The organism is Streptomyces sp. NPDC023573 (genome assembly GCF_055559735.1).
On the sequence record NZ_JBVHKB010000008.1, the window covers coordinates 199,524 to 225,724 of the forward strand.

Consider the following 26,201-nt stretch of genomic DNA (forward strand, 5'->3'; position numbering starts at 1 on the left):
GCGTCGCTTTCCTCTTTGCGCGCGCAGAAGGAATCGTACCGAGCCGAAGGGCCTCGACGCGAAAGGGATACCGGGGCTGCCTACTCCTCGTCCCCTGTGCACGCCTCTTCGAAGAAGTCGACGTTCTCGTGGAGCGACTTCATCAGCCTGTCCCGCTCGGCCTCGTCCACCTGCACCGGTGTGACCTGGGAGGCGCCGCTCAGCCGGCGGAAGCCGCCTCGGTTCTCCAGTCGGCCCTCCACCCGCAGGGGCAGGCCGACCAGGTGCGCGTGGCCCGCGATCCGGTAGGACTCCTCGTCGAGCTGGATCCGTACGTGCGCGACCTCGGCCCCCGCCAGCACCTGCAGCCGCACCACGCCGGGCCCGCGCGGCCCGGAGCGGCGCAGCCGCACGACGGCTCCGGTGATCCGTACGGGAACGGCGGGCTCGTCCTGGAGGTAACGCGCACCGGCCATGCGGAGGGCGGGCAGGTCGCCCGGGGAGAACTCGACGGGTTCGGGGCTCGCGGGGCACCCCTCGGGTGTTCCGGCGGCCGGAGCCCAGGCCAGCGTGATCCTGGCGCTCTCGGCTCCTCGGACGAGGGCGACGACCGCCTCGGTCAGTTCCCGGCTGACGCCGGCGGCGACCGCGGTGTCGAAGGCTTCCATCCCGCCGGTGGCCCGCTGGTAGTCGACGGCCTCCCGCGCCGCGTGGAGCGCCGCGTAGAGCTGTACGGCGACGGCCCGTCCCGAGGTCACGGGGACGAACGCGGTGAGGCGGCGGCCGTCGGCGGCGGGTCCGACCAGAGTGCCGTCCAGGGCCCTCCGGGCTTTCCCCCGGTGCCGGGCGCCGTGGTATCCGGCCCGGCCGCGCACGGCGAGGGACCCGGCGAGGAGGATCTGCCGGGCCGCCGTGCGCAGCTGGTCGGTGCCGGTCCAGTCGGCGGCCCCCGAGGCGCCTTCGGGGACGTCGCGCCACCAGCGGATCTCGTCACTGGGCACGGTGAGGGCGACCAGGATGTCGCGGGCCGAGGGAGCGGCGCTGCGGGTGAGCGCGGTAAGGGCCTCGGCGAGCAGCTCCTCGCCGTCGGGGAAGGCGGAGCTGTCCGGCACGAGCAGGCTGGTGCCCCCGGTGGCGGGGCCGGGCGCGACCCAGCGGCTGTAGCGTCCGCCCGCGCCCCCGCGCCGGTGCCAGCCGTGCCGGCGCAGCAGTGCCCCGAGGACGGTGGGGTCGACGCGTGCGGGGTCGGGGGTCCCTCCGGGGCCCGGGTCGTCGGCGTACGGATGCGCGCGGCTGCCCGCCGGGACCGTCCCTCCGATGGGTTCCTCCGTCGGCCTGTGCATCAGGGTCTCCCTCCCGCCCCGACTCGGGCCATGATGTCGCAGAGTGCGCGGTCGTCGAAGATCCGCGAGGTCGGGATCCGCACGGTGGTCCGGTGCCGGCCCGTCACCGGGTGGCCGGCCAGGTTCGTCCAGTAACAGCAGTACCGCAGGTCGAGCCCGTCGTGTCCGGCCCGCAGCCAGTCGTCCTGGCTGCGGGGCACGAGCATCACGACCAGGATCTTGTGCACCGACACCGGGCTGCGCGCGAGCTTCACCAGGTGGGCGTTGTCGAGGGTGAAGGAGAACGCGGCGCCGGGCGGGTGCGGGGGGATCTGGTAGGTGCATTTGAGCTGCACCTTGATGGTCACTTCGTCGTCGACGGTGTGGTCGGGGGCGCCGTGGCTGACGTGCCAGTCGATGCCGTTGTCGGGAAAGGGCTGTGACAGCGAACAGCCCGCCGCGGCCGCGACCGCGTGGAGGTAGCCCACCTGGAGGGTCTCCATGCAGGCGGTGGTGGCGAGTGTGCCGCGCAGTGGTGGTGCGTTCCGCTGCTGCGGCGGCTTTCCCCCGTGGTCCTCGGTGCGGGCGGGACTCCCTGGGTTCGGCTGCGCGAGCGCCATGGCTCCGTGCCTTCCGGGCTGTGCCGACCGGTCGCCCGGTCTCCGCTGACGGGCCGGCCGACTTCCTTGCCCGTCCCTTGTGTTGTCACCGCAGGAGGCCGGCCGTAAACGGCGTATCAGGCATAGGGCGCGGGTATCACCGAACCGGGCAGAGGAATCCCGTCATCTGCCGTGCAGGCGCGAGGAGTTCGGGGATGATGCATTGGTTCGAGGGGCCGCTGGCGGCTTTTGACACCGAGACGACAGGCGTGGATGTCGAGGAGGACCGGATCGTGTCGGCCGCCCTCGTCGTCCAGGACGCGGCGGGCGGGCGGCTCCGCGTCACCCGCTGGCTGGTCAATCCGGGGATCCCGGTGCCGCCCGGCGCCACCGAGATCCACGGCCTGACCGACGACCATCTCCAGCGCAACGGCCGTTGGCCCGCGCCGGTCGTCGAGGAGATAGCCCGGGCACTGGCGGAGCAGTGCGCGACGGGACGGCCGCTGGTCGTGATGAACGCACCGTTCGACCTGACGCTGCTGGACCGGGAGCTGAGGCGCCACCGGGCGTCGTCGCTGGCCGGCTACCTGGGGAACAAGCCGCTGTGCGTGCTGGACCCACGGGTACTGGACAAGCACCTGGACCGCTACCGCAAGGGCCGTCGCACCCTGACGGACCTGTGCGAGCTGTACGGGGTCACGCTGGACGGCGCGCACGACGCGGCGGCCGACGCGGCGGCTTCGCTCGAACTGGTGCGGGCGGTGGGGCGGCGGTTCTCCGCCCGGCTGGAGCGGCTGTCACCGGCCGAGGTGCACTCGCTGCAGGCGGTGTGGCACGCGGCTCAGGCCCGCGGGCTGCAGGCGTGGTTCGAGAAGAACGGCGCGCCGGAGGCCGTGGATCCGGCCTGGCCGCTGCGTCCGGAGCTCCCCGCGGCGGCCTGACCGGCGCCGGGCACGCGAAAGCCGGTCCGTCGATGACACTGACGGACCGGCTTTTCCCGGGTGGGCGATACTGGGTTCGAACCAGTGACCTCTTCGGTGTGAACGAAGCGCTCTCCCACTGAGCTAATCGCCCGGGAACGGGTTGAACCATACAGGGCTCGGCGGTCTCCGTTCAAACCGCTTGGAGCCAAGCCCTCAGGCCGCGGTGTCCGGCGCGCATCATCAGGGTGTGGTTGGCGCGGAAGAAGGGGCGGCAGGGGACGGCGAGCCGGCGCAGCAGCGCCCTGCGTACCTCGGCCTCCTGCTCGTACACGATGCGGCTGCCGCCCCGGTGCGGAGCGACGGTCCAGCGTGCCCAGCCATCGAGGTCGCCGCTCATCGCCGCTTCGAGGGTCCGCGCCACGGGGTCGTTGTGGCGCTGCCGCAGCGTCAGGACGAGGTCGTACGGGAGGGACGAGCGGAAGCGGGCCCTGGCGGTGGAGTCGTCGATGCGGCTGATCCCCCGGACCTGGGGCCACCACCGGGGGTAGTCCTCGACGCGCTCCAGGGCGGCGTAGACGGTGTCGGGCGGCGCCGGCAGGTCCCAGACGCTCGTGAAGCGGTAGTGATTCCAGTCCATGGGTCCAGTCTGCGCGAACGGCCTGGGCGCGGCGCTACTCAGCGGCGGAACTGAGTAGGGGAACGCATGCACGAGGATGTGGCGGCCGCCACACTCCCGTACATGAGACATGTGCCGCCGCCCGCCGAGGAATTGGCGCTCCTCGATCACGAACTGGCCCGGCTCGACGCCCGCCGGCTGCAGTTGCTGAACCGCCGTGCCTGGCTGGTGACCGTCCTGCGCGCGCCGGCCGCCCCGTCGCCGTTTCCCGGGCCTGCCGCCCCGCTGCGGGCCCCTGCCGTTCCGCACGCCCCGTCGGGGCCCGCGCACGGAACGCAGAATGTGCTGCTGGTCCTCGGTGGGCTGCTGCTGACGGTCGCGGCGATCGCCTTCACCTTGTTCAGCTGGGGCGAGATGGGCATCGCGGGCCGTTCGGCGGTGCTGGCGGCGGTGACTGCGGGCGCGCTGGTGGCGCCTGCCCCGCTGCTGGCGCGCAAGCTGCCCTCCACCGGCGAGGCGGTGGCCGCTCTGGCGCTGGTGCTGACGGTGCTGGACGCGGTGGCCCTGCACGCGGTGGCGGCTCCGGGGGCCGATGGGCTCGTGTTCTCGGCGGTCGCGTCGGCGGTGCTGGCGGCGGTGTGGACCCTGTACGGGCTGCTGCTCGGCCGGCTGCGGGTGCCGTTGCCCGCGGCCGTGGTGGCGGGGCAGCTGCCGCTGGTGCTCGCCGCCTGGGCGGCGGGGGCGTCCGCGACCGGCTTCGGCTGGGCGCTCCTGGTGACGGCGGCGGCGGATGTCGCGGTGGTGACGTGGGGCCGGAGGCCGGCGGTGCGGGTCACGGCGGCGGTCGGGGCGGCGGTCACCGGGCCGGTCGCGCTGCTGACCGGTCTCGGGCTGTCCGTGTCGGCCGGCGGGCCGCTCGCGGCCGCGGGCCCCGGGGCGCTGCTGCTGGCGGGCGCGGGGGTGGCCCTGGCGGGGGCCTGGCGCGCGCCGAAGGAGTGGGCCGTCGCCGCGGGTGCGGTGGCGGGCCTGGCCGCGGTGGCCGCGGTGGGCGGTGTGCTGCGTGCGGGGCTGCCGTGGGACTGGTCGGTCGTGGTGTATCTGCTCTGCGGTGTCGCGTTGTCGCCGGTCCTGCGGCTGCGGGTCCCGCAGCCGGTGGGCCGGGGTGTGCTGGGGGCGTCGGCCGCGATTACTGCGGGTGCGCTGGTGTGGGCGCTGCCCGTGGTGACCGCCGTGGTGCTGGGGCCGGTGTCCGTCCTGGCGGATGTGTGGTCCGGAGCGCCGGAGGGGTTCCGGGGTGCGCTGGGGCAGTCGGTGCCGTCGGTGTCGGCCGCGGCCCCGGTGGTGCTCGCGGTGGTGGCGGGTCTGTCGGCCGCGCTCCACGTCAGGTGGCCGCGCTCGGTGCCTGAGAAGGGGTGGCCCGTGGCGGCGGCGGCCGGCGCGGTCGCTCTGGGCTGGGGTGCGGTGCCTGCCCTGCTGGCGGTGGCGGATGTGCCGTACGCGGTGGCGGTGGGTGTCGAGCTGTTGCTGGTGGGCGGGCTGCTGGCGCTCGCCGTGCGGCGGGGGCCCGGTGGTGTCCGGCCGGCCGCTCTGGCGTGTGCGCTCGTGGGTGCGGTGGGCGTGGGGCTGCTGGCTCTGGCCGCCGAGCCGGCCACGTACGCGGTGTTCGGGGGTCTGCTGGTGCTGTTCGGGGGTGCGGCCGCCCGGTCCCGGACGATGGTGGTGCGGTCGGTGCTCGCCGTCGGGTCGGTGCTGTGCGCGGTCGTGGTGGCTACGGCGGCGGGGGCGTCGCTGGGGTGGAGCGCGCCGCAGTCGGCACCGGTGGTGCTGGTCGTCCCGGCGGTGACGGTGCTGCTCGGTGCCCGGCTGCGGGTCACGGCCGTGGCGTGGTCGCTGGAGGCCGCGGGGGCGTTCGGCGCGCTGGTGGCCGTGGGGCTCGCGGTGACGGACGCGCCGTTCCTCGCCCTGGTGCTGGCGTTGTGCGGGGTGCTGGCGGCGGGGAGCGCGGTGAGGGCCGAGCGCCGGCCGGCCGCGGGGTATCTGGCGGCGGCGTTGTTCGTGGCGGCGATGTGGGTGCGCCTGGGGGCTTCGGGGGTGACGGCGCCGGAGGCGTACACGCTGCCCGTGTCTGTGGCCGCGTTCACCGTGGGGTATGTGCGGGCCCGCACGGACCCGGCTGTGTCGTCCTGGGTGGCGTACGGCCCGGCCCTCTCGATGACGATGGTGCCGAGCCTCGTGCTGGCGTGGACCGATGCCGGCTGGCCGCGGCCCCTGCTGCTGGGGGCGGCCGCCCTGGTGGTCACGCTGGTGGGCGCCCGTCTCCGGCTCCAGGCGCCGCTGGTGCTGGGCGGTTCGGTGCTGGCCCTGGTCGGTCTGCACGAGCTGGCCCCGCATGTGGTGCAGGTGCTCGACGCCCTCCCGCGCTGGGTGCCCCCGGCGCTCGCCGGGCTGCTGCTGCTCGCGGTCGGTGCGACCTACGAGCAGCGGCTGCGCGACGCGCGCCGGGTGCGGGAGAGCCTGGGCCGGATGCGTTAGGGCATCTTGTCCCCGACCAGGGCGAGGTTCTCGATGGCGGCGAGTCCGTAGAGCGCGGTGTCGTTGGTGTAGACCCAGTTGGCCTCGGTACCGGGGACCGTGGTGACGGGGCCGGTCACCTCCTCGGTCTTCCAGGGGGCCGATTCCTTGTATCCGTCGCTGTTGTAGAACTTCTCCCAGGCACGGGCGGCGAGCTTCTCGTCGCCCGTGCGGACCGCGGCGTAGGCGTCCAGCCGTGAGTGGCCCTGGAAGAGGATGAGGCTGCCGAAGTCGGAGCCGTAGCGCGCCTTCTGTTCGGCCTTCGTCGCGTTGAAGTACCGGCAGTAGTCGAGGTACGCCTCCTCGAACTCCGGCACTTCGACGCCTACGAGGTCGATGAGCTCGGCGCACAGCTCGTTCAGACCGAAGACCGCCGAGAGGTGCGAGACGCTGACGACCGGTTCGGTGCCGACGGCGAACCTCCCGGTGTCCAGGTCGTACAGGCCGCTGCCCTGGACGAAGCCGTTGGGCTGGGCGGCGATGGTCTCCATGGTTCCGAGGACGCGGGCCTTGGCCTTGGCCGCCTGCGGGCCCCCGCGCTCCCATTCGGTGAGCCAGGCGGAGACCAGCCCGCTCCAGTCGGTGCCGAAGCCGATGGACAGGGCGTGCCGGTCCGGCGTGTAGGGCTCGGTACGGATCTTGCGGAGCGGGTCGAGGGCGAGGAAGGTCTCGTCGGAGTCGACGTTGGCGCGCATCAGGTCGCCGACGCGTTCGTCGGCGGTGAGGAAGTAGTAGAAGCGCCGGTAGGTGGTGTTGGCGATGCGCTGCTGCTTGGCGCTGTCGGCGTAGTGCTGGATGCCGTGCCGGGTCCCGAGGCCGGCCCACTCGCCGAGGTGGTAGACGTCGACCTCGCCGGTGTGGCGGGTCATGGCCTCGGCGAAGCGGAAGATGTCGGCGCGGCCGGAACGCAGGTAGGCGTACCAGAGCCAGAGGTCGGGTGACAGCTCGCTGTTGTCCCAGGCGTAGCCGCCGACGTCGTAGCGCCACTGGTGGCGGGCGGGGTCGTAGGAGTGCATGACGTCGCCGTAGTCCCAGAAGCCGTACCAGCGCCGCATGTCGACCTGGTCCTTGTAGTACGTGAAGAGGAAGTCCAGGTGGTCCTCGATCTTCGCCTTGGCCGGGGTCGAGCGGTCGACCGGGGAGAACAGTCCGCCGAAGACCTTCGCGCCGATCAGCTGGGACGGTGGCGCGACCAGCTGCGGGAGGGTGCGGACGGCCTCGGTCTGCTGGGCCAGGGCGGTGGCGCCGGGGGTGGAGTCGTGGGCCCAGAAGAGGAGTTCGCTCGTGCGGGCGATGCCGTACGGGGTGCCGAAGCCGGGCTCGTAGTCCTCGTAGGTGATGTTGAGTCCTTCGAGCTGTTCGGCGTACGTGTCCTGGCCGAGGCCGTCGTGGTAGAAGCGCAGGTCCATCGGTTCGGCCTCGGGCGACCAGAGCCACAGGGTGACTTCGGCCGCGTCGGTGTGGGCGTCGCGGATGTCCAGCTGGGCGGGGAACTTCTCCCAGAAGTCGCGCAGGCCGAAGGCGAGTCCGCCGCTCGCCCCGCCGACGTATCCGAAGCCGGAGGCCCTCCGGCCGCCGCCCGCCGCGATCCAGCCGTGGCCCTTCTTGGTGCGCTTGCGGAGGGAGAAGCCGTCGGCGGACAGCTGGCTGAGGGTGTAGTCGCCCCAGGTGGGGATGAGGTGGAGGCGGCTGGTGACGCGCTGGTCCCAGGTGGCGGGGTCGGGGAGCTTCGTGCCCTCGAACTGGGCTGCCTGGACGGCCGCGCCGGGGTCGCGGCGCAGACCGGTGATGCCTTTGACGGCTTCCCGGAGCATGCCTGTGTCCTCGCCGCCGATGCGGATGTGCCGGTCGTAGGTCTCGTCCCGCATCGGGACGGTGAAGCGGACGCCGAGGCCGCGGACGAAGTCGCCGCTCGCCTTCCCGGGTTCCTGGGTGCCGTCGAAGGTGATGGTGTGCACCATGCGGAACGATTCGGCGCCGGCGTAGAAGTAGAGCCGCACCGAGAAGGGCAGCCAGGAGCGCTTTCCTCTGCGGTGCTTGCCCTCGATCCGGACGACGGCGCGTACCGGACCGCTCTGTTCGACCTCGGTGGTGGTGACGGCGCTCTCGAACCGTTCGTACGCCTCGCGTCCCTGGTCGCCGTCCTCGATCTCGCCCTGCCTGATCAGGACGAGCCGTCCGTCCTTGGCGATCTCGGTGGAGCCCCGGGTGAGGGAGGTGATGAGCGAGGAGCCGGACTTCCCGATCCTCGCGGTGATGACGCCGGTGGAGACGGTGACGGTCGAGCCGGTGCTCCTGACGGCGACCTTCTGGGCGGGGGCCGCCGGCGTGCCCGGGCCGAGGACGAACTTCTTGGCGCCGGCGGCTGCCGGGCCCACGGCGTGAGCGGTCCATTTCGCGGAACCGTCGGGCCAGGTGGCGGTCGTCCACGACTGCACGGGGACGTCCTTGCCGTCCTCGGTGGCCAGCGTGAAGGTCTGGTCCTTGCGGTACTGCCCCTTGGGCCAGGGCACGCCGACCGTGGAGCCGGGCGCCGCGCCGAGCCCGCCGGCCTCCAGCCAGGTCAGGGTGACGGGTTCGCCGGTGTGCTCCGCGCCCGGGGCCGCCGCCGACGCGGGAGCCGCGCCGGCGGACCAGCTGAACTGTGCGGCCGCGCCGGCCGCTGCCGCGGCCTTCAGGAGCGTTCTGCGGGGCATCCTGGACATGGGTGTGCCTCTCTCCGTGCGGATGATCGGGACAGGGAACGGACGAACGGGTACGGGTCAGTGAGGGAGCCGCCGCGCCCGCACCGCTGTGGCCGCGGCGGCGACGGCCCCGACGACGGGGACGGCCAGCGGCAGCACCAGGGCGCCGGACAGCACGACGACGGCCATCCCGCAGACGAGCAGCAGTGAACCGGCCGGGTCCCGGACGGTGTCCCGGCCGGCCTCGGCCAGGAGGGTGCGCCAGAGGGCGCCGGGCTCCCAGCAGGACGCGGCGCGTACGACGGCGACCAGGAGACCGATCAGGGCGAGGATGCCGACCGCGCCCACGAAGGGCCCGCCGGGCAGCCCGGCGCGGACGGCCGCCAGGTCGAGCAGGAGCAGGCCCCCGGCGGCCCACACGGCCACGCCGACGAGCCATCCGCCGCGGGCGGCCGCCCTGGCGTCGTCGGCGAACTCGCGCAGGCCGCCGTGGACACCGTCGAGATAGCGGCGCAGGTGCCGGGTCCCCGCGGCGAAGGCCGCGGGGAACGTGAACAGCGGCAGGGCGGCGACGGCGATCCACACGCCGACGAGCAGACATTCGGAGAACAGGGCGAAGCGGTTCATGACGCGCGAGCGCCCGGCCGGGGTGCGGGTCTTCGTCGCCACGGTGTCAGCCCTTCAGGCCCGAGGTGGCCATGCCGTCGATCAGATACCGCTGGAAGGCCACGAAGAAGGCCAGCACGGGGAGCAGCGCCACGAGTGACATGGCGACCATGCCGCCGTAGTCCGCGACGGCGTCCTGGTCGATGAACATCTTCAGCCCCAGGGAGACGGTGTAGTTGTCCGGCTCGTTGAGGTACAGGAGGGGGCCCATGAAGTCGTTCCAGGCGTTGATGAACGTGAAGATCGCACTGGTGACGAGCGCCGGCCGGCAGAGCGGCATGACGATGGACCAGTAGGTCCTCAGGTGCCCGCAGCCGTCCAGCCGTGCCGCCTCGTCGAGCTCCTTGGGCAGGCCTCGCATGAACTGCACCATCAGGAAGACGAAGAAGGCGTCGGTGGCCAGGTACTTGCCGATCAGCAGCGGGGTGAAGGTGTTGATCAGCTCCAGCTTCTGGAACAGGACGTACTGCGGAATGATCAGTACGTGGTACGGCAGCAGGAGCGTGCCGATCATGACGGCGAACATGATGTTGCGGCCGGCGAACCGCACCTTGGCGAAGGCGTAGGCGGTCAGCGAGCAGGACAGCACGACGCCGATCACGGAACCGACGGCTATGTAGGCCGAGTTCAGGAAGAACGTCGAGATAGGGATGTCGGCGATGCCCTCGGTGAGCCGGGCGTAGTTGTCACCGATCGGGGCCGCCGGGAACAGGTCCAGGCCGCCGATGATGTCGGCGCTGGGTTTGAACGAGGCGCCGATCGTCCAGACCACCGGGTAGAGGACCACGGCGAGGATGACGAGCGCACCGAGGTGCCAGGCGAGTGCGCCGGGTCCCCGGCGGCGTACGGCTGCTGTCAGGAGACTCATCGGCCGCCCTCCTCGTAGTGCACCCAGCGCTTCTGGGACCAGAACAGCACGGCGGTGACCAGTCCGACCGCGAGCAGCAGCAGCCATCCCATGGCCGAGGCGAAGCCCATGCGGCTGTTCACGAAGCCTTGTTCGTACAGGTAACAGGTGTAGACGAGCGTCGCGTCGGCCGGTCCGCAGCTGCCGTTGCTGACGATGTAGGCCGAGCCGAAGATCTGGAACGAGTGGATGGTCTCCAGCAGGACGTTGAAGAACAGGACCGGCGAGATCATCGGCAGCGTGATGTGGAAGAACCTGCGCCAGGGGCCGGCTCCGTCCACCTCGGCCGCTTCGTACAGTTCGCGCGGCACCTGCTTGAGGCCGGCCAGGAAGATGACCATCGGCGCGCCGAACTGCCAGACGGTGAGGGCGATCAGCGCGTAGATGATCATCGCGGGGTCGCCGATCCAGCCGCCGACCTCGAAGCCGAACACCTTCTGCGTACGGTCGACGATCGCGTCGTCCGAGAACAGCGCGCGCCAGACGATGGCCGCCGAGACGCTCGCCCCGATGAGGGACGGGGCGTAGAAGGCCGCGCGGTAGAAGGACTGCCCCCACCGCTTCTGCGCGAGCAGCATGGCGACGGCCAGTGCCGCGGCCAGCTTGACCGGGGTGCCGATCAGCACGTACCAGGAGGTGACCTCGACCGACTGGCGCCAGCGGGGGTCAGCGAACATGTCGGTGAAGTTCTGGAGGCCGATCCAGCGCGGGGCTTCGAACAGGTTGTACTCGGTGAACGACAGGTACAGCGAGAACACCATCGGCCCGGCGATCAGGAACAGGAAGCCCGCGATCCAGGGCGACATGAACAGGTAGCCGGCCAGGTTCTCGCCGCGGTCCCGCCGCTTCCGCGCGGGGGGCGGCGCGTTTCCTCCGGGACCGTTCCGCTTGGTGACGGAGCGGTCGCCCCCGGCCGTGAGTACGCCCGGGGAGGTGTGGATGTGAGTCACCTCGGTCCTCTCAGTTCGAGCCGAGGGCGGTCTTCGCCTCGGAGAAGAACTGCTTGACGGAGTCCTCCGGCGAGGTCTTGCCCAGGGACAGGTCGGCGCCGATGCGCAGGAAGGCCGCCTCGATGACGTCGGCGCCTGCCGGGTGCGGGGTGATCGGCTCCAGGACCCCCGCGTCGGCGATCGCCGTCTCGTACGCGCCGATGGCCTTGCTCGGGGCGTCGGCGGGCTCGTAGGCCTCGAACTGCGCGGTGGTGGCGGGCACTCCGCGGTCGTATCCCATGATCCGGGCGACCTCCGGGTCGTGGGTCATGAAGCTGATGAAGGTGGCCACCTCGGCGGGGTGCTTGGTCCGCGCCGTGCCGCTCAGCATCAGCGAGCCCAGGTACTGTCCGGTCTTCTTGCCGTCGGTGCTGGGGATGGGCGCGAGGCCGTAGCTGCTCTTGCCCTCCGCGCTGTAGCGGACCGAGAAGTTGTCCCAGGTGAACTCGCCGGCGGACAGGCCCTTGGCGGTGGCCGACGCGGGCTTGAGCTGCTCGACCTTGTTGGGGTCGGCGTAGAGACCCGACTTGACCCGCTCGAGGGCCTCGGTCCAGTACGGCAGCAGTTCGTCCTCGCCGAAGCCCATGCCGTCCTCGGTGAAGAAGGCCTTGCCGTTCTGGCGGAGGATCAGGTCGTACAGGTACATCACGCCGTGGGGTCCGGCGTCACCGGCGATCTTCTGGCCGTTCTTGATCTTCTTCAGACCGGCCAGCCAGTCGTCCCACGTCCAGCCGATCTCGGGCGTGATGCCGGCCTTCTCGTACACCTTCTCGTCGATGACCAGGGCCATCGAGTTGCTGCCGACCGGCACGCCGAGAAGCTTGCCGTCGATCTCGGCGAACTTCTCCAGCCCGGAGCGGAAGCCGCCGAGGTCGAGGTTGCCCTTCTCCGCCTGGGGGTTGAGGTCGAGGAGGACGTTCTTCGCCTCGTACTTGCGCAGGAAGGTCACGGCGTTCTGGATGACGTCGGGGGGGTTGCCGCCGGCCGCCTGGGTGTTGAACTTCTTCCAGAAGTCCGGGTACTGCTGGAAGTCCGTCTTCACCTTGATCTTCGGGTGCTTCTTCTCGAAGAGGGTGACGCACTGCTGGACCTTCTTGGCACGGTCGTCCGCGCCCCACCAGGAGTGCCGGATGGTGACCGGACCACCGGAACCGCTGCCCGAGCCGCAGCCGGCCGCGGTCAGGCCGAGACCGGCCGCAGAGAGGCCGGCCAGCTTCAGCAGCTGCCGCCGGTCCATGCCGTTGTTCCGAGACATAGCTCGCCCCCACCGTTCGCATTGAATCGTTTTAGAAAGCGCTTGCTGGGTCAAAGTAGGGAGCGGCAGGAAGCGCGTCAACGGTTAGGACGAAATTTCGGCGACCGGACGGCGGGCCGAACAACGGGCAGGGCCGGCGGCGACGGGCACGCCAGGAAACGCCGATGGCCCGGAAGCTTCTCAGAAGCTTCCGGGCCATCGGTCCGGGGTGGGCGATACTGGGTTCGAACCAGTGACCTCTTCGGTGTGAACGAAGCGCTCTCCCACTGAGCTAATCGCCCCGGCGCACCGCAAACATTACCCCATGTCAGCGGCGCCTCGGGACCACCGCCGGGTCACTGGTCGATCTTCCACGGCATCACTATGCCGAACTTCCAGACGTAGATCCCGACCAGCACGGCGATGATCACGAGCCCCACCGTGGTGAGAATGATGTTGCGCCGCCGGACCTTGGGGTCGAGGGCGCGCTGCGCGGCCTCTGTGACCTTGCGCCGGGTCCAGCGCAGGACGATCTGCGCCCAGACGAATTCGGTGGCCCAGATCGCCATGCCGCCGAAGATCACCAGCCACCCCGGGCCCGGCAGCACCAGCATCGCGACACCCGCGCCGACCACCGCGAGGCCGACCACGAAGATCCCGACCTGCCAGCTCAGGTGGAGCAGCCTGGACTTCCTGATGAACCCGGGCGCCCGCGATCCCAGCTCGCGCTCCGCCGTCTGTTCGTCCCCCGCAGCGGAACCGTCGGCCACCATCGCGGCGACCTCTCTCCGCTCGTCACTCTCCGCGTTCATGGAGCCCAACCTACCGGAACCTCGATCGTCACCGGAATGGACGCATGACCCAAAGTTACACACCGCCGCACGAGCGACCTGAAGCATCACAAATAGGTCAGAGGGGTTTACAACGGCACCGTAGGTGGCATGTCGATTTCGCCGACGTGCGAATCCCCGAGCGCACACTGAGCGAAAGGCCCTGGCGCTTATGAACACCACGGTCAGCTGCGAGCTGCACCTGCGCCTCGTTGTGTCGAGCGAGTCCTCACTGCCTGTACCCGCGGGCCTGCGGTATGACACGGCCGATCCCTATGCCGTGCACGCCACCTTCCACACCGGAGCGGAGGAGACGGTCGAATGGGTTTTCGCCCGTGACCTCCTTGCCGAGGGGCTGCACCGGCCCACCGGCACCGGAGACGTCCGCGTCTGGCCATCACGTAGTCACGGCCAAGGCGTCGTCTGCATCGCACTGAGCTCCCCGGAGGGAGAAGCCCTGCTGGAGGCCCCGGCACGGGCCCTGGAGTCGTTCCTGAAGAGGACCGACGCCGCGGTCCCGCCCGGCACCGAGCATCGTCACTTCGACCTCGATACGGAGCTCTCGCACATCCTGGCCGAGAGCTGAGCCAGGCCGAGAGCTGCGGGACGCCGTCCGACTCGGGGAGACGGCGTCGCGCGGACAACCTCATAGGGCAGGCACCGGCGCCGTCGCCGCGGAACCCACCGCGGCGGCGGCGCCGCTGTGCGCAAGACGCGGGGCGAACGCTGCGGGCGGCCGACGGCGGACGCCAGGGCGACCGAGGCCGGGGCGAGTGGGTCGGCACGAGGGCAGTCAGCCCTCGCCACACCCCCACCATCCGCACCACGCACCTCACCTTTGCCGCAGGAATGGCCTGCGAAGCCGCCAGAGGGCCCCGTGCGCTCCGCGGCGCCGCCCGGCCGGGAAAAGGGGCCGCGCTCCCCCGCCGAGCCCGTACCGGCCCCTGAGCGCCTCCGCCGAGCCAGTAGAGTCAGCCCGCATCGGTGGACGCCCCGTCCGCCGGAGGCCAGGGAGCGAAGCGTGCTGATCCCACACGACACCCGGATCGCCCTCGACACGGTGGTCGATCTGGTGAACACCGCGCCGGAGAACGGATCGCGCGACGGGCTCGCCGAGCTCACCGCCCTCTACGCCTTCGCGGAGCGCCACCGCATCAGCGGCGTCGGGACCCTCGGCGACAAGGACCTGCGCGCCGTGCGGGACGTCCGGGACCGGTTCGCCGAGATATTCGCCGCGCCCGACGCCCGCACGGCCGCCGACCTCGTCAACAGCCTGGTGGCCGGGGCGGGCACCACCCCACAGCTCACGAATCACGACGGCTACGACTGGCACGTCCACTACTTCGCTCCGGACGCCTCCGTCGCGGACCACCTCGCGGCCGACTGCGGCATGGCCCTGGCCTTCATCGTCGTGGCGGGTGAGCAGGACCGGCTGCGGCGCTGCGAGGCCCCCGACTGCCCGGACGCGTTCGTCGACCTGTCGCGCAACCGATCCCGCCGCTACTGCTCCAGCCGCACCTGCGGCAACCGGCTCCATGTCGCCGCGTACCGGGCGCGGCGGCGGGAAGCCGCCCGCTGATCCTCCGCCCGGACAGACCGTGCGGCCGCCCCCGGGAGGGGACCGGCCCTGCGGGACGGTGGCGGCCCGGGTGCGGCAGCCCGCGGCAGACGAGACGTGGCGGCCGGTCGCGGCAGAAGGAGCGGGAGGGCCGCTCACAGCAGGAAGAGATCGTGCAGGGCGGCCATCAGCAGCAGGCCGCCGACGACCGTCAGGAAGATCATCAGCGGCGGCTGGGAAAGCGCGAAGAGGCAGCCACGCGGCTCTTCGGCGGGGGGTGCGGGGGCATCGCCCCGGGAGGTGTCCACCATCTCGTAGTGATCATGACGCAGAGCGGACCCTGTTGGCGATCAACAAAGCTTTTCGCAGGCCGAGTTCACACCCTCCAGGATGAACGGGAATCGCTCCCGCGTCCGAAGACGCCGCATGCGTTCGCTCCACGCGCCCCGACGCCGGGGCAACCGCCTGCCCCGGCTACGCCCGCCGGCCCGTGCGCGTGTCAGCGAGGCGCGGCGCTGGAGGCACGTACGACCAGTTCCGGCTGGAGGACCACACTGCGGTGCCGGTGGCCGCCGTTCTCGTCGTCCGCCTCCTCCAGGAGGAGTTCGGCCGCCATCCTGCCCATCACCACGGCGGGCTGCCGGACCGAGGTGAGGGGCACGGCGGCGGCCGCGGCGAACTCGATGTCGTCGTAGCCGACGATGGCGACGTCCTGCGGCACCCGCACACCTGCGGCGTACAGCGACTGCAGGACACCGAGGGCCAGCAGGTCGTTGGCGCAGAACACCGCGGTCGGTCTGGGTACGAGGCCGAGCAGCCTGGCCCCCGCGTCGCGGCCCGCCGCCACGTCCAGACGGTCGGAGGGGATCTCCACGAGCGCCTCCGGGCCGAGCCCCGCCTCGGCGAGCGCGGCGAGGGCGCCTTCGCGGCGGTCCCTGATCTGATGGAGGTCACCGGGTCCGCTCACATAGGCGACGGACCGGTGGCCGGCCGAGACGAGATGACCGACTGCGAGCGTGCCGCCGCGCACGTCGTCCACGGAGACGGCGCAGCTGTCGCTGGTGGCCGCGACGCGGTCGACCAGCACATAGGGGATCCGGTGACGGGCGAAGGCCTCGAGGTTGCCGCCGGTGGCGTCGGCCGGGGTGACGAGCACACCGCAGACCCGCTGCTCGGCGAAGAGTCCGAGATATTCGGCCTCCTCCTCCGGACTCTGGCCGCTGTTGCAGACCATCACACCGAGACCGGCCTCCCGGGCCGCGCGCTCGGCGCCGCGCGCGACGTCGACGAAGAAGGGGTTGCCCATGTCCAGCACCAGCAGGGCCATGATGCGGCTGCGGCCCGCCCTGAGCTGTCTGGCCGACTCGCTGCGCACGTATCCGAGTTCCTCGATCGCCGCGAGCACACGGGCCCGGGTGTCGGGAAGCACCGCCTCGGGGCGGTTGATCACATTGGAGACCGTGCCCACGGAGACTCCGGCCTGCCGGGCCACGTCCTTGATCCCTGCCACACGCCCCACTTGCCCTGCCCCACTGATGCCGTCCGGCCGCCGCGCGCCGGTCCCTGGTCGCCGGACGGACGTCCGGCATGGTCCGTCGCGTCGCCGCCGGGCCGCGCCCATCGATTGAATTGTTTCAATCCGCTCGGGACGCTAACCGCATCCACGGGATACCGTCAAGATCGGAGCGGCGCGATCCCGAGAATACCCAGAGCCGGTACGGGTGCCGGCAACCCACCGGCCGGGGTCGGTCATGAATCGATTCATGACGCGTGCATACCCCTGCTGGACGGACCACCCCGAGCGGCCCGTCAGATCCCGTGCTTCTTCAGGATGGCCTCGATGTCACTGAAGTCGTCACCGGGGGCGGCGGCCTGTTCCTGCTTCTTCGGCTTCTCCCGCGTCTGCGGGGCCGTCGTCCCCGCCCCGGAGTTCAGCGAGGGCGACGAGGCACCCGGCGCCACCGCCGCGCCCCGCTCCGCCGCCCGGGCGGCCTTGCGCTCCTTACGGGTCGAGCCGCTCCGGCGCTCCACCGCGCGCGTGGTCATGAAGAGCAGCCAGGCCACGGCCAGCAGCCCGAAGCCGATCCAGATGCTCGGCCTGAAGGCGATGCCGGCCAGCCACTCGACGACTCCGGTCATCACCAGCCCGACGGGCACGAGCGAGTAGGCGGCGATCCGGGTCGCCGTGAGGAACCGCTTTCGGTACGCGGTGATCGCGGCGATGCCCAAACCCGCCGCCGACACCGCGGAACAGATGGTCTCGGCAAGCATCGGTGCCTCCAGCGATCGGGATACGTCCCTTCCATCCTGCACCGGTCACTGCCGCAGGGGCCACGGCGCGGGCCCACATCAGGGACATTTCAGGGCCGCAGTCCTCCCCAGGTCCCGATTGGGAAGCGCGGGTCCGGCCTGAAAGACTGGTTTCATGAGCGACTCCCCCTCCGCCGCACCGGTCGTCCTCGACCTCTGGTGCGAGCTCGAGTGCCCCGACTGCCACCGGGCCCTCTCCGACGTCCACACCCTGCGCGCCCGATACGGCGACCGGCTCGAGGTACGGCTGCGCCACTTCCCGCTGGAGAAGCACAAGCACGCGTACGCCGCGGCGCAGGCCGCCGAGGAGGCCACCGTCCAGGGCAGGGGATGGCCGTACATCGAGGCCGTACTGGCCCGCACCGCCGACCTCGCACGCGTGGGCGAGCCCCTGCTGCTCGAAGTGGCGGGCGAACTGGGTCTGGACGTCGAGGAGTTCGACACCGCCCTGATCGACGGCCGGCATCTGCTGATCGTGGACGCGGACCAGGCCGAGGGCAAGGCGATCGGTGTCACGGGGACCCCGACGTACGTGATCGGTGACGAGCGGCTGGACGGCGGGAAGAGCCAGGACGGGCTGCTCGCGCGCATCGAGGAGATCGCCGACCGCCTGCTCGCCGGGCAGAGCTGACAGCCCGGCCACGTCGAGGGCCGGTCACAGCGCCTTGGCCAGGTTGTACTGCGTCACCTCGTAACCGAGCGACTCGTACAGCCGCAGCGCGGGGGTGTTGTCCGCGAAGACGTGCAGGCCGAGGAGTCCGAGGCCGGCGTCGAGCGTGATGCCCTCCGCGAGGTGCATCAGCGCCCGGCCGTATCCGCGCCCGCGGTACTCCTCGTCGACCTCCACGTCGAAGACGTATCCGCGGTCCTCGCCGTCCGGCACGTCACGACGCGCCACCCAGAGACGGCCGACGACGGTGCCGTCGTGGACGAGGACGTGGAAGTGCATGCCGGGGGTGGCCTGGCCGTCCGGCAGGTCGGTGGCGTGGTCACGCTCGGACTTGCGCCGCGCCTGCTCCTCCGGGACGCCGCGCTCGACCCACTCCTGCGTGTACGTCTCGACGCTGGTGGCCTCCCACGCGGCGTACTCCTGCTCGGTCATGGGGCGCCCGGTGACCCCGGCGGGCAGCGCGGGGGCGGTCCGCCGGAGGGCCTTGAGCATGTTGCGGCTGCGCTCGGTGTAGCCGAGCACCGTCGCCAGGGCCCGGGCGGCATGGTTGTCCGCGGGGGCCACCAGGCGGACCTGCGTACAGCCCCAGCCGCGGAGCACCTCCTCGGCGGCGAGCGCGGCGATGGTCCCCCGGCCGCGCCTCCGGTGCGCCTCGTCGATGCGGAGCGACTGGAGTATGCCCGCCCCGGCGCCGAACGCCGGGTCGGTCGAGATGGCGACGGCGCCTACGGGCCGCCCGTTGTCGCACACGTCGTACGTCCGTGTCCGTACGCCGTCGGCGCCTTGCTGGACCGGCTCGGCCGGCCGGATGGTCGTGGTCATCAGGTCGTTCTATCCGCTGGGCGGCGGGCCGTCACCCCTTTTACGGTTCCGGTTCCGGTGTCCGCCCCGGCTCACGGGTCGAGATCGTCCGCCGCGCGCTCGTCGAAGAGCCGCGCGGCCTTCGCCGTCACGGGCCCCGGGGCGCCGGGCAGCTCCCGCGCGTCGACCCGGTGGACGGCCTGGATGTCGCGGAGCGTGGAGGTCAGGAAGATCTCGTCGGCCCGTTCGAGCACGTCCAGCGGGAGGTCGGTCTCCTGCGCACCCGTCCACTCCACGGCCAGTGCGCGGGTGATCCCCGCGAGGCAGCCGGAAGCGACGGGAGGCGTGTGGATCCGGCCCTCCAGGACGACGAAGACGTTGGAGCCCGTACCTTCGCAGAGCTGCCCGACCGTGTTCGGGAAAAGCGCCTCCGAGGCACCCCGCTCGTGGGCGCGCGCGAGAGCGACGACGTTCTCGGCGTACGAGGTGGTCTTGAGGCCTGTCACCGCGCCGCGTTCGTTGCGCGGCCAGGGGACGGTCACCACGGCGGTGCTGTCGGGACGGCGTGCCGCCTCGCCCATCGCGACGACCAGGCTGGGGCCCGCGTCCCCGCGGTCGGAGCCGAGCGGTGAGAGACCGCCGGTGAGGGTGATCCGGAGCCGGCCGAGCTCCATGGGGTTTGCCTCGACGACCGTCGCCACCGCGTGACGGACCTCGTCGTGGCCGGGGTCCGCCAGACCCAGGCCCCTGGCCGAGCGCGTCAGCCGGTCGAGGTGCCGGGTGAGGGCGAAGGGGCGGCCCCCGGCGACCTTGACGGTCTCGAAGACGCCGTCCCCCACGGTCAGCCCGTGGTCGAGCACGGACAGCCGCGCGTCATCGGCGTCATGCAGTCCGCCGTTGACCCAGATCCTCATGAAGCGGTCCTTCCTGTCTCCTCGTACGCGCCCGACGCTACAGCGAGCAGCCGGGAGGCCTTGAGCTCGGTCTCGGCCCATTCGCGCGCCGGGTCCGATCCCCAGGTGATGCCGGCTCCGGTGCCGAAGCGGAGAAGGGGTGCGGGCCCGGTGCGGTCGATCCAGAAGGTCCTTATGCCGACGGCCAGTTCCGCGGTGCCGCGGTCGGCGTCCACCCAGCCGACTGCTCCGCAGTACGGGCCGCGGGGCGCCGTCTCCAGGGCGTCGATGATCCCCAGCGCGCTGGACTTCGGCGCGCCGGTGACGGATCCGGGCGGGAACGCGGCGGTGAGCAGACGCGGCCACCCGACGCCGTCGGCGAGCCGTCCGCGCACGGTGGAGACGAGGTGGACGAGCCCGGGGTGCTTCTCCACGGCGCAGAGGTCGGGGACGCTCACGCTGCCGGGTACGCAGACCTGGCCCAGGTCGTTGCGCACCAGATCGACGATCATGACGTTCTCCGCGTGGTCCTTCTCCAGCAGGTCGTCCTCGGTGCGCCCGGTGCCCTTGATCGGACCGGATTCGACGGTCCGGCCGTCGCGTGCGAGGAAGAGCTCGGGAGAGGCGGTGGCGATCTCCACGCCGTGCTCCGGGAGGCGGATCGTTCCCGCGTAGGGGGCCGGGTTGCCGCGGGCGAGCAGCGCCGTGAGCGCGTCCACGTCGGCCCGGGGGCCGGGCAGCGGCGCGGACAGGACCCTGCAGAGGTTGGCCTGGTAGACCTCGCCGGCCGCGATGTGTTCACGGATCCGTCGTACGCCGGCCATGTAGGCCTGCTCGTCGAGTGAGGACGTCCACTCCTGTTGGGAGGGTCCCCGCCAGGCCCCGGGCACGGGGAGCGGGACCTCCTCGGACCGCAGGGTGGCGAAGCGGGCACAGACCGGGCGGCCTTCGAAATCGACGCACACCGCCCAGAAACCGGACGATTCAAGGGCGGCGGGGTCGCTGGTGACATCCAGCAGGCCGGTGGCGACGAGGCCACCGAAGCGGGCAAGAGGGGTGAGGTCGCGCACGTGACCGAGTCTAAGGCGGCAGGCGGTGACCTGCGGCGGGCGATGGTGGCGCAGCAAGCTGCGCAAACGCGTTTTTGTGCTGGCCCGGGAATCCGCTAGAGTTCAACACGTCGCCGGGACGCGCAAGCGGTCCGGGAAAGACAAGCGGACGTAGCTCAGTTGGTAGAGCGCAACCTTGCCAAGGTTGAGGTCGCCAGTTCGAACCTGGTCGTCCGCTCGCAGTAGATGGGGGATCTTCCCGAGCCCTCATCCCTGGTGGAGTGGCCGAGAGGCGAGGCAACGGCCTGCAAAGCCGTCTACACGGGTTCAAATCCCGTCTCCACCTCCAAGGACGATTAGCTCAGCGGGAGAGCACTTCCCTGACACGGAAGGGGTCACTGGTTCAATCCCAGTATCGTCCACCGGTCCGCAAGGACCCCCGCGCGATTAGCTCAGCGGGAGAGCGCTTCCCTGACACGGAAGAGGTCACTGGTTCAATCCCAGTATCGCGCACGCAGTACACGCAGGGTCACCCTGCGCGATTAGCTCAGCGGGAGAGCGCTTCCCTGACACGGAAGAGGTCACTGGTTCAATCCCAGTATCGCGCACCAGCCGAAGCCCCCGGTCGTCTCGACGACCGGGGGCTTTGTCGTGGGCGGTGGGGGTTCAGCCGGTGAAGAGCTGGGTGGCCTTGCGGACGAGCTCGTACAGTCCGTAGGCGAACGGTACGGCGACCCAGAGCCAGACGAACGTCATCAGGGGCTTACGACTGCTGGTGGACACGGGGGCTCCCTTCCGGTGCCTCGTGGAAGCGGGCGTGGACCGGGCGTATGCATTCGTTGGCGACGAAGCCGACGATCAGCAGCCCGATCATGATCGTCAGGGAGGTCGTGTAGAGGCTGGGGCCGCTGTGTCCTGCCCGCTCCCCCGCGTCCGCGACCCGGTTGACGATCAGCGGGCCGAGGACGCCGGCCGTGGACCAGGCGGTCAGCAGGCGGCCGTGGATGGCTCCCACCTGATAGGTGCCGAAGAGGTCCTTCAGATAGGCCGGAGCGGTCGAGAACCCGCCGCCGTAGAAGGACAGGATCACCAGCGCGCAGCAGATGAAGAGCGGCTTGGAGTCGTCGCCCAGCTGGGCGATGACCACGTACATCAGCGCGCCGACGCCGAGGTAGATCCGGTACATGTTCTTACGGCCGATCAGGTCCGAGGTGGAGGACCACAGGAGACGGCCGCCCATGTTGGCCAGCGAGAGCAGGGCGACGAAACCCGCCGCCGCGGAGACCGAGACCGGGGTGGCGGTGTTCGTGAAGAAGTCCTGGATCATGGGCACGGCCTTCTCCAGAATGCCGATGCCCGCGGTGACGTTCATGCAGAGGACCACCCACAGACACCAGAACTGCGGTGTGCGCAGGGCGTTGCGGGCGGAGACCTGGGCGTTGGTGACGAGCCTGCGGGTCTCCCGCTTCGGTTCCCAGCCGTCGGGGAGCCAGCCGTCCGGCGGTACCCGTACGAGGAAGACGCCGAGCGCCATGAAGGCGGCGTAGACGACACCGTGGACGAGGAAGGCCGTGGCGATGCCGGAACGGTCCGTCCCGAAGCTCTCCAGCATCCCGGTGGACCAGGGTGAGGCGATGAGGGCGCCGCCGCCGAATCCCATGATGGCGATGCCGGTGGCCATGCCGGGGCGGTCGGGGAACCACTTGATGAGGGTGGAGACCGGCGAGATGTAGCCGATGCCGAGGCCTATGCCGCCGATGAATCCGTAGCCGAGGACGACGAGCCAGTACTGGCCGGTCGAGGCACCCAGCGCGGCGACGAGGAAGCCGGAGGAGAAGCAGACGAGGGAGACGAACATCGCCCAGCGTGGGCCGTTGCGTTCGACGAGGGTGCCGCCGAACGCGGCCGAGAGGCCGAGCATGACGATGCCCAGCTGGAACGGGAGAGCACTGGCGGTGCCCGAGAGGCCGAGAGCGGACTCGAGCGGGGGCTTGAACACGCTCCAGGCGTAGGCCTGTCCGATGGAGAGGTGCACGGCGAGCGCGGCGGGCGGTACGAGCCAGCGGCTCCACCCCGGGGGCGCGACAGTCCGGGACCTGTCGAGGAAGTTCATGGATCCGCACTCTAGGCACCAGCCATGGCCATGACTAGATCATGAAGGGAAGTCGGTCGACCGTATGCAATGCGGGCCCGGGCATCTGCCCGGGCCCGTCCTGCGGCACTACCCGCCCATACGTCGCGGTCAGGAGCTGAACAGCATCCGGCCGAAGCTCTTCTGACGGTGGTGGCCGCCGTGGTGACCGCCCTGGTGCGGCGCTCCCCAGGCGGGGGCCGGCGCCGCGGGGTACGGCTGCTGAGCGGCGGGGTAGCCCTGCTGCGGGGCGGGCGGCGCGGGCGGGGCCTGCTGCGCCCACTGCGACTCCAGGCGGGTCAGGGACTCCAGCTCGCCGTAGTCGAGGAATATCCCGCGGCAGCCGCTGCACTGCTCGATCTGCACACCGTTGCGGTTGTACGTGTTCATCGGCGCATGACACTTGGGGCACTGGATCATCGGGTGGACTCCTCAGGTCGTGGCGGCGTCACCGGATACCTGCCCGGCGGCGCTGGCTTCACCCTACGACGCGTATTCGGACGCCAACTCGGGCGGGAGGGACGCAATTCGGACACATGCATCGATCATCAACTGTTCCACCTCATCCGGACTGCGGCCCTCCGTCGCGGACTTGGCGAGGGCGAGGGCGGCCGTCTGCACGGTGAGCGCCCGCGCCGCGACGTCCAGCTCGGGCCACGGGTCCCCCTCGGCGCGTACGGCGGGGCCTCCGGACGCCCGGTAGGTGTCGAGGAAGCGCAGCCAGATCTCGGGCGACAGCAGCCCGGCGGCGTACCAAGCCGCGGGCCGTGCCAGGTCCCAGGCGGGGTCGCCCAGGCCCGTGTCGTCGATGTCGATCAGCAGCCAGGGGCCGCGCCGAGCGGGGTGCCGCACGAGCTGGCCGAGGTGGAGATCGCCGTGGCAGAGGAAGCCGTCCCGGTGTTCCGGCGTCGGCTGCTCGGCGCGGGCCCAGCCGGGCAGCCCCCGCCAGGCGGCCAGCACGGGGCCGGCAGCCGGGTCGCCGGGGCGGGCGGTGCGCATCCGCGCCACGGCGCGGGCGGCCTTGGCCGGCCCGCGCATCGGCGGGAGCGGATGTGGCGGCGGGGTGCGGTGCAGCCGGGCCAGGAGGGCCGCCACCTCCTCCCAGGGAGCTGCGTCGGGGTCCGAGGGGTCGACGGGCGTGCCGTACGGCCAGCGGCTCACGGTGCGGCCGTCGGCGCTGTCCGGTGGCCCGTCCGGGGCCGGCAGGGGCGGGAGCAGGATTCCCGCCAGCCTGGGTGAGGCGGCCAGGGACAGGCGGGCCGCCAGGGCGACGGGGTCCGAGTCCGGGGCATGCGCCTTGGCGACGTGCGGGCCGCTGCGGACCACCGTGGCGTCGGGCCGGTCCGCGAGCACCTGGGGCGGCGCGCACACACATGCCGTGGTGGCGGCGTGGGCGCCCTCGTGCGCGAGTTCGCCCAGCGCGCGTACGACAGGGGTGGTGGTCATCGGATCGGCTCCCGCGCAGGTGATCGGCCGGCTCGCGGCCGGTCCCGGCGGCGATCGTACGCGGCCGGCGGCGCCGTGGCGGGCGACGGGCCGCCGCGGCGGCGGAAGGGTTCCGGACAGCGCGATGTCCGGCCAGCTCCCCAGCTGGCCGGACAAACGCTGCCGTCCGCCGCACCCCCGTCCCCACGGGGCTGTTGGCCGGATGTCCCGGTCCGGACCGCTCTTCCGGACCCGGGGCGCCGCTCAGCGCCCCAGCATCACGCCCACGGACGACGCCTGTGTGACCACTGCGTCCCAGCCGCCGAAGACGACGACCAGCAGGGCCGCCAGGGGAAGAACCATGGCTGTCGCCACCAGCGGGTGGCGCGTGCCGGACGTGCGTACGCCGAGCGAGGCGTATGCCCTGCTGCCCTGCGTGCGGGTGATCGTCCGCGCGGCCGTGTCCGCCATGGTTCCTCTCCTGACCTGTTCCGGAGCGGCGGGCGTCTGGCCTCGGGGGACGAGTTCCACGCCCGCCGCTTGACCTCAACATTAGGGAGAGGAGAGACCCACGGCGTCATGCCCGCGTACCGAATGCCGGGCCTCCCGGAGGATGAGCCGGCCGCCTCCGGTGTACTCCCCTGGGTGGAGAAACGGTGATGGTCGCGGTACCCGGCACCTAAGGGTTCCCTCCGGGGTTCCTTCCGGTACGGGTCAGGGTTTGGCGTTCGCCATCGACAGCAGCCGGTCGAAGACGGCGGCGTCGGCCCGGACCCCGTCGTGCGCGTGGTCGGGGGTGACCCAGGTGCGCAGCCCTCGCACCGCGTCGGCGGTGGCGAGCGCCTGTTCCCGGTCGACGTACATGTCGTCGTGGTAGACGGCGGCCACCACGGGAACCTCGTTGGCCGCCAGCCGGCCGAGGTCGTAGAGCGCGGGCCAGTCGGTGCGCGCGGCGAGGGCTTCCGCGGCGCCCCGCAGGGGGACGAGTGCGGGGTCCTCCTCGAACTGCCAGGGATAGACCATCTCTCCGGTGAAACGGACCGGGCCGCCGGACCCGGCGTCGAAGACGGGGAACTCCTGGCGGATCCGGTGCGCGGACCAGTCCGTGGGGCGGTCCCCCTGGGCGTATATGGGCTCGTGCAGCGCCGCGTAGAGCGGGCGTTCGGCGAAGGACACCGCGGCGTCGACGCCCCGCAGGAACGTGTCGGTGAGCTCGGGTCCCCGCACGCCGTCCGTGAACGCGGTCTCCAGGAGGTAGTGGAGCGAGTCGAACTTCGCCGCCGTGCCGAAGGTGATGCCCAGCGTCTGGAAGCGGCGCACGGTGAGCCGTTCGCCGGTCGGCATGCGTACGTCGTGCGCCGCCAGGTGCGCGGCGACGGCGTCGGCGAGCCGCTGGTCCCCCGGATAGCGCGCGAAGTAGCGCTCGTTGTGCGCGAGGGTGCGGGCGTAGGCGGCCCGGTACACGTCGTCGGCGTGGCCGGCCAGCGTGGGCAGACCGCCGGTGATGTAGGCCTGGGCCAGGCCCTCGGGCGCGAGGCTGAGGTAGGTGAGGGTCGCGAAGCCGCCGAAGCTCTGCCCGAGTACGCTCCACGGCCGCTCGTCCTGGAAGTACCGGCGCAGCAGTTCGGCGTCGCGGACGATCGAGTCGGCCCGGAAGAGGCCGAGGTGGCGGGCGGCGGCCAGGTGATCGGTGCCGAACCGGGCGAGGGTGAGCCGGTCGGCGGGGGCGGAGCGTCCTGTGCCGCGCTGGTCCATCAGGACGACGCGGTGGCCGGCGAGGGCGCGCCGGAGCCAGGCTCCCGCCGCGTTCGGCCGTTCCGCGCGGCCCCCGGGGCCGCCCTGGAGCCAGAGCAGCCGGGGCAGGTTTTCGTTCTCCCGGTCCTCCGCCACCACTTCGCGGGCGAACAGGCTGATGGAAGGGGAGCCGGGGTCCCGGTGGTCGAGCGGCACGTCGAGGGTGTGGTCGGTGCAGACCAGGCCGCCGTGGCGGTAGGAGACGGGCGGGGGCGTGGACATGGGCGCTCCTTGTCGCGGGGTGGGAGGG

At 71.6% G+C, this 26,201-nt stretch carries 26 protein-coding genes and 7 tRNA genes; 10 read left to right on the top strand and 23 right to left on the bottom strand.

All coding sequences use genetic code 11. From position 1 onward, the window contains the following. Positions 1 to 80 precede the first annotated feature (80 nt). Positions 81 to 1,322, bottom strand: a complete 1,242-nt coding sequence (locus ACZ32T_RS25460) for a hypothetical protein (RefSeq protein WP_467369201.1) — start codon at positions 1,320 to 1,322, stop codon at positions 81 to 83. Continuing rightward, positions 1,322 to 1,921 (bottom strand): DUF4365 domain-containing protein, encoded by a 600-nt coding sequence (locus tag ACZ32T_RS25465; protein ID WP_467264788.1) that lies wholly within the window; start codon positions 1,919 to 1,921, stop codon positions 1,322 to 1,324. The genes ACZ32T_RS25460 and ACZ32T_RS25465 overlap by 1 nt, the downstream gene beginning before the upstream one ends. Positions 1,922 to 2,115: 194 nt before the next feature. Between ACZ32T_RS25465 and ACZ32T_RS25470 the strand changes: the two genes are divergently transcribed. Continuing rightward, entirely contained in the window at positions 2,116 to 2,841 is a 726-nt protein-coding gene (locus tag ACZ32T_RS25470; RefSeq protein ID WP_467264786.1) for an exonuclease domain-containing protein, read from the top strand. A gap of 61 nt (positions 2,842 to 2,902) precedes the next feature. Here the strand turns inward: ACZ32T_RS25470 and ACZ32T_RS25475 are convergent. Continuing rightward, a tRNA-Val gene (locus tag ACZ32T_RS25475) sits at positions 2,903 to 2,974 on the bottom strand. Positions 2,975 to 3,013: 39 nt separating this feature from the next. Continuing rightward, entirely contained in the window at positions 3,014 to 3,460 is a 447-nt protein-coding gene (locus tag ACZ32T_RS25480) for an SRPBCC family protein (protein ID WP_467264784.1), read from the bottom strand. Positions 3,461 to 3,562: 102 nt separating this feature from the next. On the opposite strand from ACZ32T_RS25480, the gene ACZ32T_RS25485 reads away from it, so the two are divergent. After that, positions 3,563 to 5,971, top strand: a complete 2,409-nt coding sequence (locus ACZ32T_RS25485; RefSeq protein ID WP_467369203.1) for an SCO7613 C-terminal domain-containing membrane protein — start codon at positions 3,563 to 3,565, stop codon at positions 5,969 to 5,971. Here the strand turns inward: ACZ32T_RS25485 and ACZ32T_RS25490 are convergent. The 7 genes from ACZ32T_RS25490 to ACZ32T_RS25520 form a co-directional block, all read right to left on the bottom strand. Continuing rightward, on the bottom strand, positions 5,968 to 8,715 hold the full coding sequence (locus ACZ32T_RS25490) for an exo-rhamnogalacturonan lyase family protein (RefSeq protein WP_467264780.1): 2,748 nt from the start codon (positions 8,713 to 8,715) through the stop codon (positions 5,968 to 5,970). The two genes, ACZ32T_RS25485 and ACZ32T_RS25490, sit on opposite strands and share 4 nt — an antisense overlap. Before the next feature lie 57 nt (positions 8,716 to 8,772). Then, on the bottom strand, positions 8,773 to 9,321 hold the full coding sequence (locus ACZ32T_RS25495; RefSeq protein WP_467265066.1) for a hypothetical protein: 549 nt from the start codon (positions 9,319 to 9,321) through the stop codon (positions 8,773 to 8,775). 46 nt (positions 9,322 to 9,367) lie between these two features. Beyond that, positions 9,368 to 10,228 (bottom strand): carbohydrate ABC transporter permease, encoded by an 861-nt coding sequence (locus tag ACZ32T_RS25500; protein ID WP_467369206.1) that lies wholly within the window; start codon positions 10,226 to 10,228, stop codon positions 9,368 to 9,370. Further along, the gene (locus ACZ32T_RS25505) at positions 10,225 to 11,217 is read right to left on the bottom strand and encodes a carbohydrate ABC transporter permease (protein WP_467264776.1); all 993 of its coding nucleotides are present in this window, start codon (positions 11,215 to 11,217) and stop codon (positions 10,225 to 10,227) included. The genes ACZ32T_RS25500 and ACZ32T_RS25505 overlap by 4 nt, the downstream gene beginning before the upstream one ends. 10 nt (positions 11,218 to 11,227) lie before the next feature. Further along, entirely contained in the window at positions 11,228 to 12,511 is a 1,284-nt protein-coding gene (locus ACZ32T_RS25510; protein ID WP_467264774.1) for an ABC transporter substrate-binding protein, read from the bottom strand. A 209-nt stretch (positions 12,512 to 12,720) separates the two neighbouring features. Then, a tRNA-Val gene (locus ACZ32T_RS25515) sits at positions 12,721 to 12,792 on the bottom strand. Between the two features lie 54 nt (positions 12,793 to 12,846). Then, a complete protein-coding gene (locus tag ACZ32T_RS25520; RefSeq protein ID WP_467264772.1) occupies positions 12,847 to 13,302 on the bottom strand; it encodes a TIGR02611 family protein in 456 nt (151 codons plus the stop codon). 190 nt (positions 13,303 to 13,492) lie between these two features. Here ACZ32T_RS25520 and ACZ32T_RS25525 point away from each other — a divergent pair, with 190 nt between their 5' ends. After that, positions 13,493 to 13,906: an SsgA family sporulation/cell division regulator gene (locus ACZ32T_RS25525; RefSeq protein WP_003959770.1), complete on the top strand. Its 414-nt coding sequence runs from the start codon at positions 13,493 to 13,495 to the stop codon at positions 13,904 to 13,906. Positions 13,907 to 14,341: 435 nt separating this feature from the next. Beyond that, positions 14,342 to 14,899 carry a CGNR zinc finger domain-containing protein gene (locus tag ACZ32T_RS25530; protein WP_467264768.1) on the top strand — a complete coding sequence of 186 codons (558 nt, stop codon included), beginning with the start codon at positions 14,342 to 14,344 and terminating at the stop codon, positions 14,897 to 14,899. A gap of 134 nt (positions 14,900 to 15,033) precedes the next feature. Here the strand turns inward: ACZ32T_RS25530 and ACZ32T_RS25535 are convergent, their stop codons facing one another. From ACZ32T_RS25535 to ACZ32T_RS25545, 3 genes are all read right to left on the bottom strand, one after another. Further along, on the bottom strand, positions 15,034 to 15,189 hold the full coding sequence (locus ACZ32T_RS25535) for a hypothetical protein (RefSeq protein WP_164493806.1): 156 nt from the start codon (positions 15,187 to 15,189) through the stop codon (positions 15,034 to 15,036). A 188-nt stretch (positions 15,190 to 15,377) separates the two neighbouring features. Next, a complete protein-coding gene (locus tag ACZ32T_RS25540; protein WP_467264766.1) occupies positions 15,378 to 16,388 on the bottom strand; it encodes a LacI family DNA-binding transcriptional regulator in 1,011 nt (336 codons plus the stop codon). A gap of 299 nt (positions 16,389 to 16,687) precedes the next feature. Next, a complete protein-coding gene (locus ACZ32T_RS25545) occupies positions 16,688 to 17,149 on the bottom strand; it encodes a hypothetical protein (protein ID WP_467369208.1) in 462 nt (153 codons plus the stop codon). Between the two features lie 154 nt (positions 17,150 to 17,303). Here ACZ32T_RS25545 and ACZ32T_RS25550 point away from each other — a divergent pair, with 154 nt between their 5' ends. After that, positions 17,304 to 17,819, top strand: a complete 516-nt coding sequence (locus ACZ32T_RS25550) for a DsbA family protein (protein WP_467264760.1) — start codon at positions 17,304 to 17,306, stop codon at positions 17,817 to 17,819. A 24-nt stretch (positions 17,820 to 17,843) separates the two neighbouring features. Here the strand turns inward: ACZ32T_RS25550 and ACZ32T_RS25555 are convergent, their stop codons facing one another. The 3 genes from ACZ32T_RS25555 to ACZ32T_RS25565 all read right to left on the bottom strand — a co-directional run bounded on the left by ACZ32T_RS25555 (position 17,844) and on the right by ACZ32T_RS25565 (position 20,622). Next, complete coding sequence (locus tag ACZ32T_RS25555; RefSeq protein ID WP_467369210.1) at positions 17,844 to 18,680, bottom strand: GNAT family N-acetyltransferase; 837 nt, start codon at positions 18,678 to 18,680, stop codon at positions 17,844 to 17,846. Between the two features lie 71 nt (positions 18,681 to 18,751). After that, a complete protein-coding gene (locus tag ACZ32T_RS25560; protein ID WP_467369212.1) occupies positions 18,752 to 19,573 on the bottom strand; it encodes an aminotransferase class IV in 822 nt (273 codons plus the stop codon). Continuing rightward, positions 19,570 to 20,622, bottom strand: coding sequence for a chorismate-binding protein (locus ACZ32T_RS25565; RefSeq protein ID WP_467264754.1), 1,053 nt, complete (start codon positions 20,620 to 20,622; stop codon positions 19,570 to 19,572). Before ACZ32T_RS25565 ends, ACZ32T_RS25560 begins: the two co-directional genes overlap by 4 nt. 144 nt (positions 20,623 to 20,766) lie before the next feature. Here ACZ32T_RS25565 and ACZ32T_RS25570 point away from each other — a divergent pair. From ACZ32T_RS25570 to ACZ32T_RS25590, 5 genes are all read left to right on the top strand, one after another. Continuing rightward, positions 20,767 to 20,839 (top strand) — tRNA-Gly (locus tag ACZ32T_RS25570). A gap of 37 nt (positions 20,840 to 20,876) precedes the next feature. Further along, a tRNA-Cys gene (locus ACZ32T_RS25575) sits at positions 20,877 to 20,950 on the top strand. Between the two features lies 1 nt (position 20,951). Next, a tRNA-Val gene (locus tag ACZ32T_RS25580) sits at positions 20,952 to 21,023 on the top strand. Between the two features lie 19 nt (positions 21,024 to 21,042). Further along, positions 21,043 to 21,114: transfer RNA gene (locus ACZ32T_RS25585), tRNA-Val, on the top strand. Positions 21,115 to 21,137: 23 nt separating this feature from the next. Next, positions 21,138 to 21,212: transfer RNA gene (locus ACZ32T_RS25590), tRNA-Val, on the top strand. 55 nt (positions 21,213 to 21,267) lie between these two features. On the opposite strand, the gene ACZ32T_RS25595 is transcribed toward ACZ32T_RS25590, so the two are convergent. The 6 genes from ACZ32T_RS25595 to ACZ32T_RS25620 all read right to left on the bottom strand — a co-directional run bounded on the left by ACZ32T_RS25595 (position 21,268) and on the right by ACZ32T_RS25620 (position 26,173). Beyond that, complete coding sequence (locus ACZ32T_RS25595; protein ID WP_417814622.1) at positions 21,268 to 21,357, bottom strand: MFS transporter small subunit; 90 nt, start codon at positions 21,355 to 21,357, stop codon at positions 21,268 to 21,270. Positions 21,358 to 21,364: 7 nt separating this feature from the next. Continuing rightward, positions 21,365 to 22,714, bottom strand: a complete 1,350-nt coding sequence (locus ACZ32T_RS25600) for an L-lactate MFS transporter (protein WP_467264752.1) — start codon at positions 22,712 to 22,714, stop codon at positions 21,365 to 21,367. A gap of 129 nt (positions 22,715 to 22,843) precedes the next feature. Further along, positions 22,844 to 23,152 carry a TFIIB-type zinc ribbon-containing protein gene (locus ACZ32T_RS25605; protein WP_467264749.1) on the bottom strand — a complete coding sequence of 103 codons (309 nt, stop codon included), beginning with the start codon at positions 23,150 to 23,152 and terminating at the stop codon, positions 22,844 to 22,846. Positions 23,153 to 23,215: 63 nt separating this feature from the next. Continuing rightward, positions 23,216 to 24,178 carry a phosphotransferase family protein gene (locus tag ACZ32T_RS25610; RefSeq protein WP_467264746.1) on the bottom strand — a complete coding sequence of 321 codons (963 nt, stop codon included), beginning with the start codon at positions 24,176 to 24,178 and terminating at the stop codon, positions 23,216 to 23,218. A gap of 243 nt (positions 24,179 to 24,421) precedes the next feature. Further along, positions 24,422 to 24,628: a hypothetical protein gene (locus ACZ32T_RS25615; RefSeq protein ID WP_356712408.1), complete on the bottom strand. Its 207-nt coding sequence runs from the start codon at positions 24,626 to 24,628 to the stop codon at positions 24,422 to 24,424. Between the two features lie 243 nt (positions 24,629 to 24,871). Next, positions 24,872 to 26,173, bottom strand: a complete 1,302-nt coding sequence (locus tag ACZ32T_RS25620) for an alpha/beta fold hydrolase (RefSeq protein ID WP_467264743.1) — start codon at positions 26,171 to 26,173, stop codon at positions 24,872 to 24,874. Positions 26,174 to 26,201: the final 28 nt, after the last annotated feature.

Excerpts from the sequence above, each read along its gene's own strand:
- ACZ32T_RS25560 (WP_467369212.1), bottom strand. The coding sequence starts at position 19,573 with ATGAGGATCTGGGTCAACGGCGGACTGCATGACGCCGATGACGCGCGG.
- ACZ32T_RS25610 (WP_467264746.1), bottom strand. The coding sequence starts at position 24,178 with ATGACCACCACCCCTGTCGTACGCGCGCTGGGCGAACTCGCGCACGAG.
- ACZ32T_RS25615 (WP_356712408.1), bottom strand. The coding sequence starts at position 24,628 with ATGGCGGACACGGCCGCGCGGACGATCACCCGCACGCAGGGCAGCAGG.
- ACZ32T_RS25460 (WP_467369201.1), bottom strand. The coding sequence starts at position 1,322 with ATGCACAGGCCGACGGAGGAACCCATCGGAGGGACGGTCCCGGCGGGC.
- ACZ32T_RS25555 (WP_467369210.1), bottom strand. The coding sequence starts at position 18,680 with ATGACCACGACCATCCGGCCGGCCGAGCCGGTCCAGCAAGGCGCCGAC.
- ACZ32T_RS25525 (WP_003959770.1), top strand. The coding sequence starts at position 13,493 with ATGAACACCACGGTCAGCTGCGAGCTGCACCTGCGCCTCGTTGTGTCG.
- ACZ32T_RS25520 (WP_467264772.1), bottom strand. The coding sequence starts at position 13,302 with ATGAACGCGGAGAGTGACGAGCGGAGAGAGGTCGCCGCGATGGTGGCC.
- ACZ32T_RS25470 (WP_467264786.1), top strand. The coding sequence starts at position 2,116 with ATGATGCATTGGTTCGAGGGGCCGCTGGCGGCTTTTGACACCGAGACG.
- ACZ32T_RS25480 (WP_467264784.1), bottom strand. The coding sequence starts at position 3,460 with ATGGACTGGAATCACTACCGCTTCACGAGCGTCTGGGACCTGCCGGCG.
- ACZ32T_RS25620 (WP_467264743.1), bottom strand. The coding sequence starts at position 26,173 with ATGTCCACGCCCCCGCCCGTCTCCTACCGCCACGGCGGCCTGGTCTGC.
- ACZ32T_RS25495 (WP_467265066.1), bottom strand. The coding sequence starts at position 9,321 with ATGAACCGCTTCGCCCTGTTCTCCGAATGTCTGCTCGTCGGCGTGTGG.
- ACZ32T_RS25535 (WP_164493806.1), bottom strand. The coding sequence starts at position 15,189 with ATGGTGGACACCTCCCGGGGCGATGCCCCCGCACCCCCCGCCGAAGAG.
- ACZ32T_RS25465 (WP_467264788.1), bottom strand. The coding sequence starts at position 1,921 with ATGGCGCTCGCGCAGCCGAACCCAGGGAGTCCCGCCCGCACCGAGGAC.
- ACZ32T_RS25485 (WP_467369203.1), top strand. The coding sequence starts at position 3,563 with ATGAGACATGTGCCGCCGCCCGCCGAGGAATTGGCGCTCCTCGATCAC.
- ACZ32T_RS25545 (WP_467369208.1), bottom strand. The coding sequence starts at position 17,149 with ATGCTTGCCGAGACCATCTGTTCCGCGGTGTCGGCGGCGGGTTTGGGC.
- ACZ32T_RS25595 (WP_417814622.1), bottom strand. The coding sequence starts at position 21,357 with ATGACGTTCGTCTGGCTCTGGGTCGCCGTACCGTTCGCCTACGGACTG.
- ACZ32T_RS25510 (WP_467264774.1), bottom strand. The coding sequence starts at position 12,511 with ATGTCTCGGAACAACGGCATGGACCGGCGGCAGCTGCTGAAGCTGGCC.
- ACZ32T_RS25500 (WP_467369206.1), bottom strand. The coding sequence starts at position 10,228 with ATGAGTCTCCTGACAGCAGCCGTACGCCGCCGGGGACCCGGCGCACTC.
- ACZ32T_RS25550 (WP_467264760.1), top strand. The coding sequence starts at position 17,304 with ATGAGCGACTCCCCCTCCGCCGCACCGGTCGTCCTCGACCTCTGGTGC.
- ACZ32T_RS25490 (WP_467264780.1), bottom strand. The coding sequence starts at position 8,715 with ATGTCCAGGATGCCCCGCAGAACGCTCCTGAAGGCCGCGGCAGCGGCC.
- ACZ32T_RS25605 (WP_467264749.1), bottom strand. The coding sequence starts at position 23,152 with ATGATCCAGTGCCCCAAGTGTCATGCGCCGATGAACACGTACAACCGC.
- ACZ32T_RS25600 (WP_467264752.1), bottom strand. The coding sequence starts at position 22,714 with ATGAACTTCCTCGACAGGTCCCGGACTGTCGCGCCCCCGGGGTGGAGC.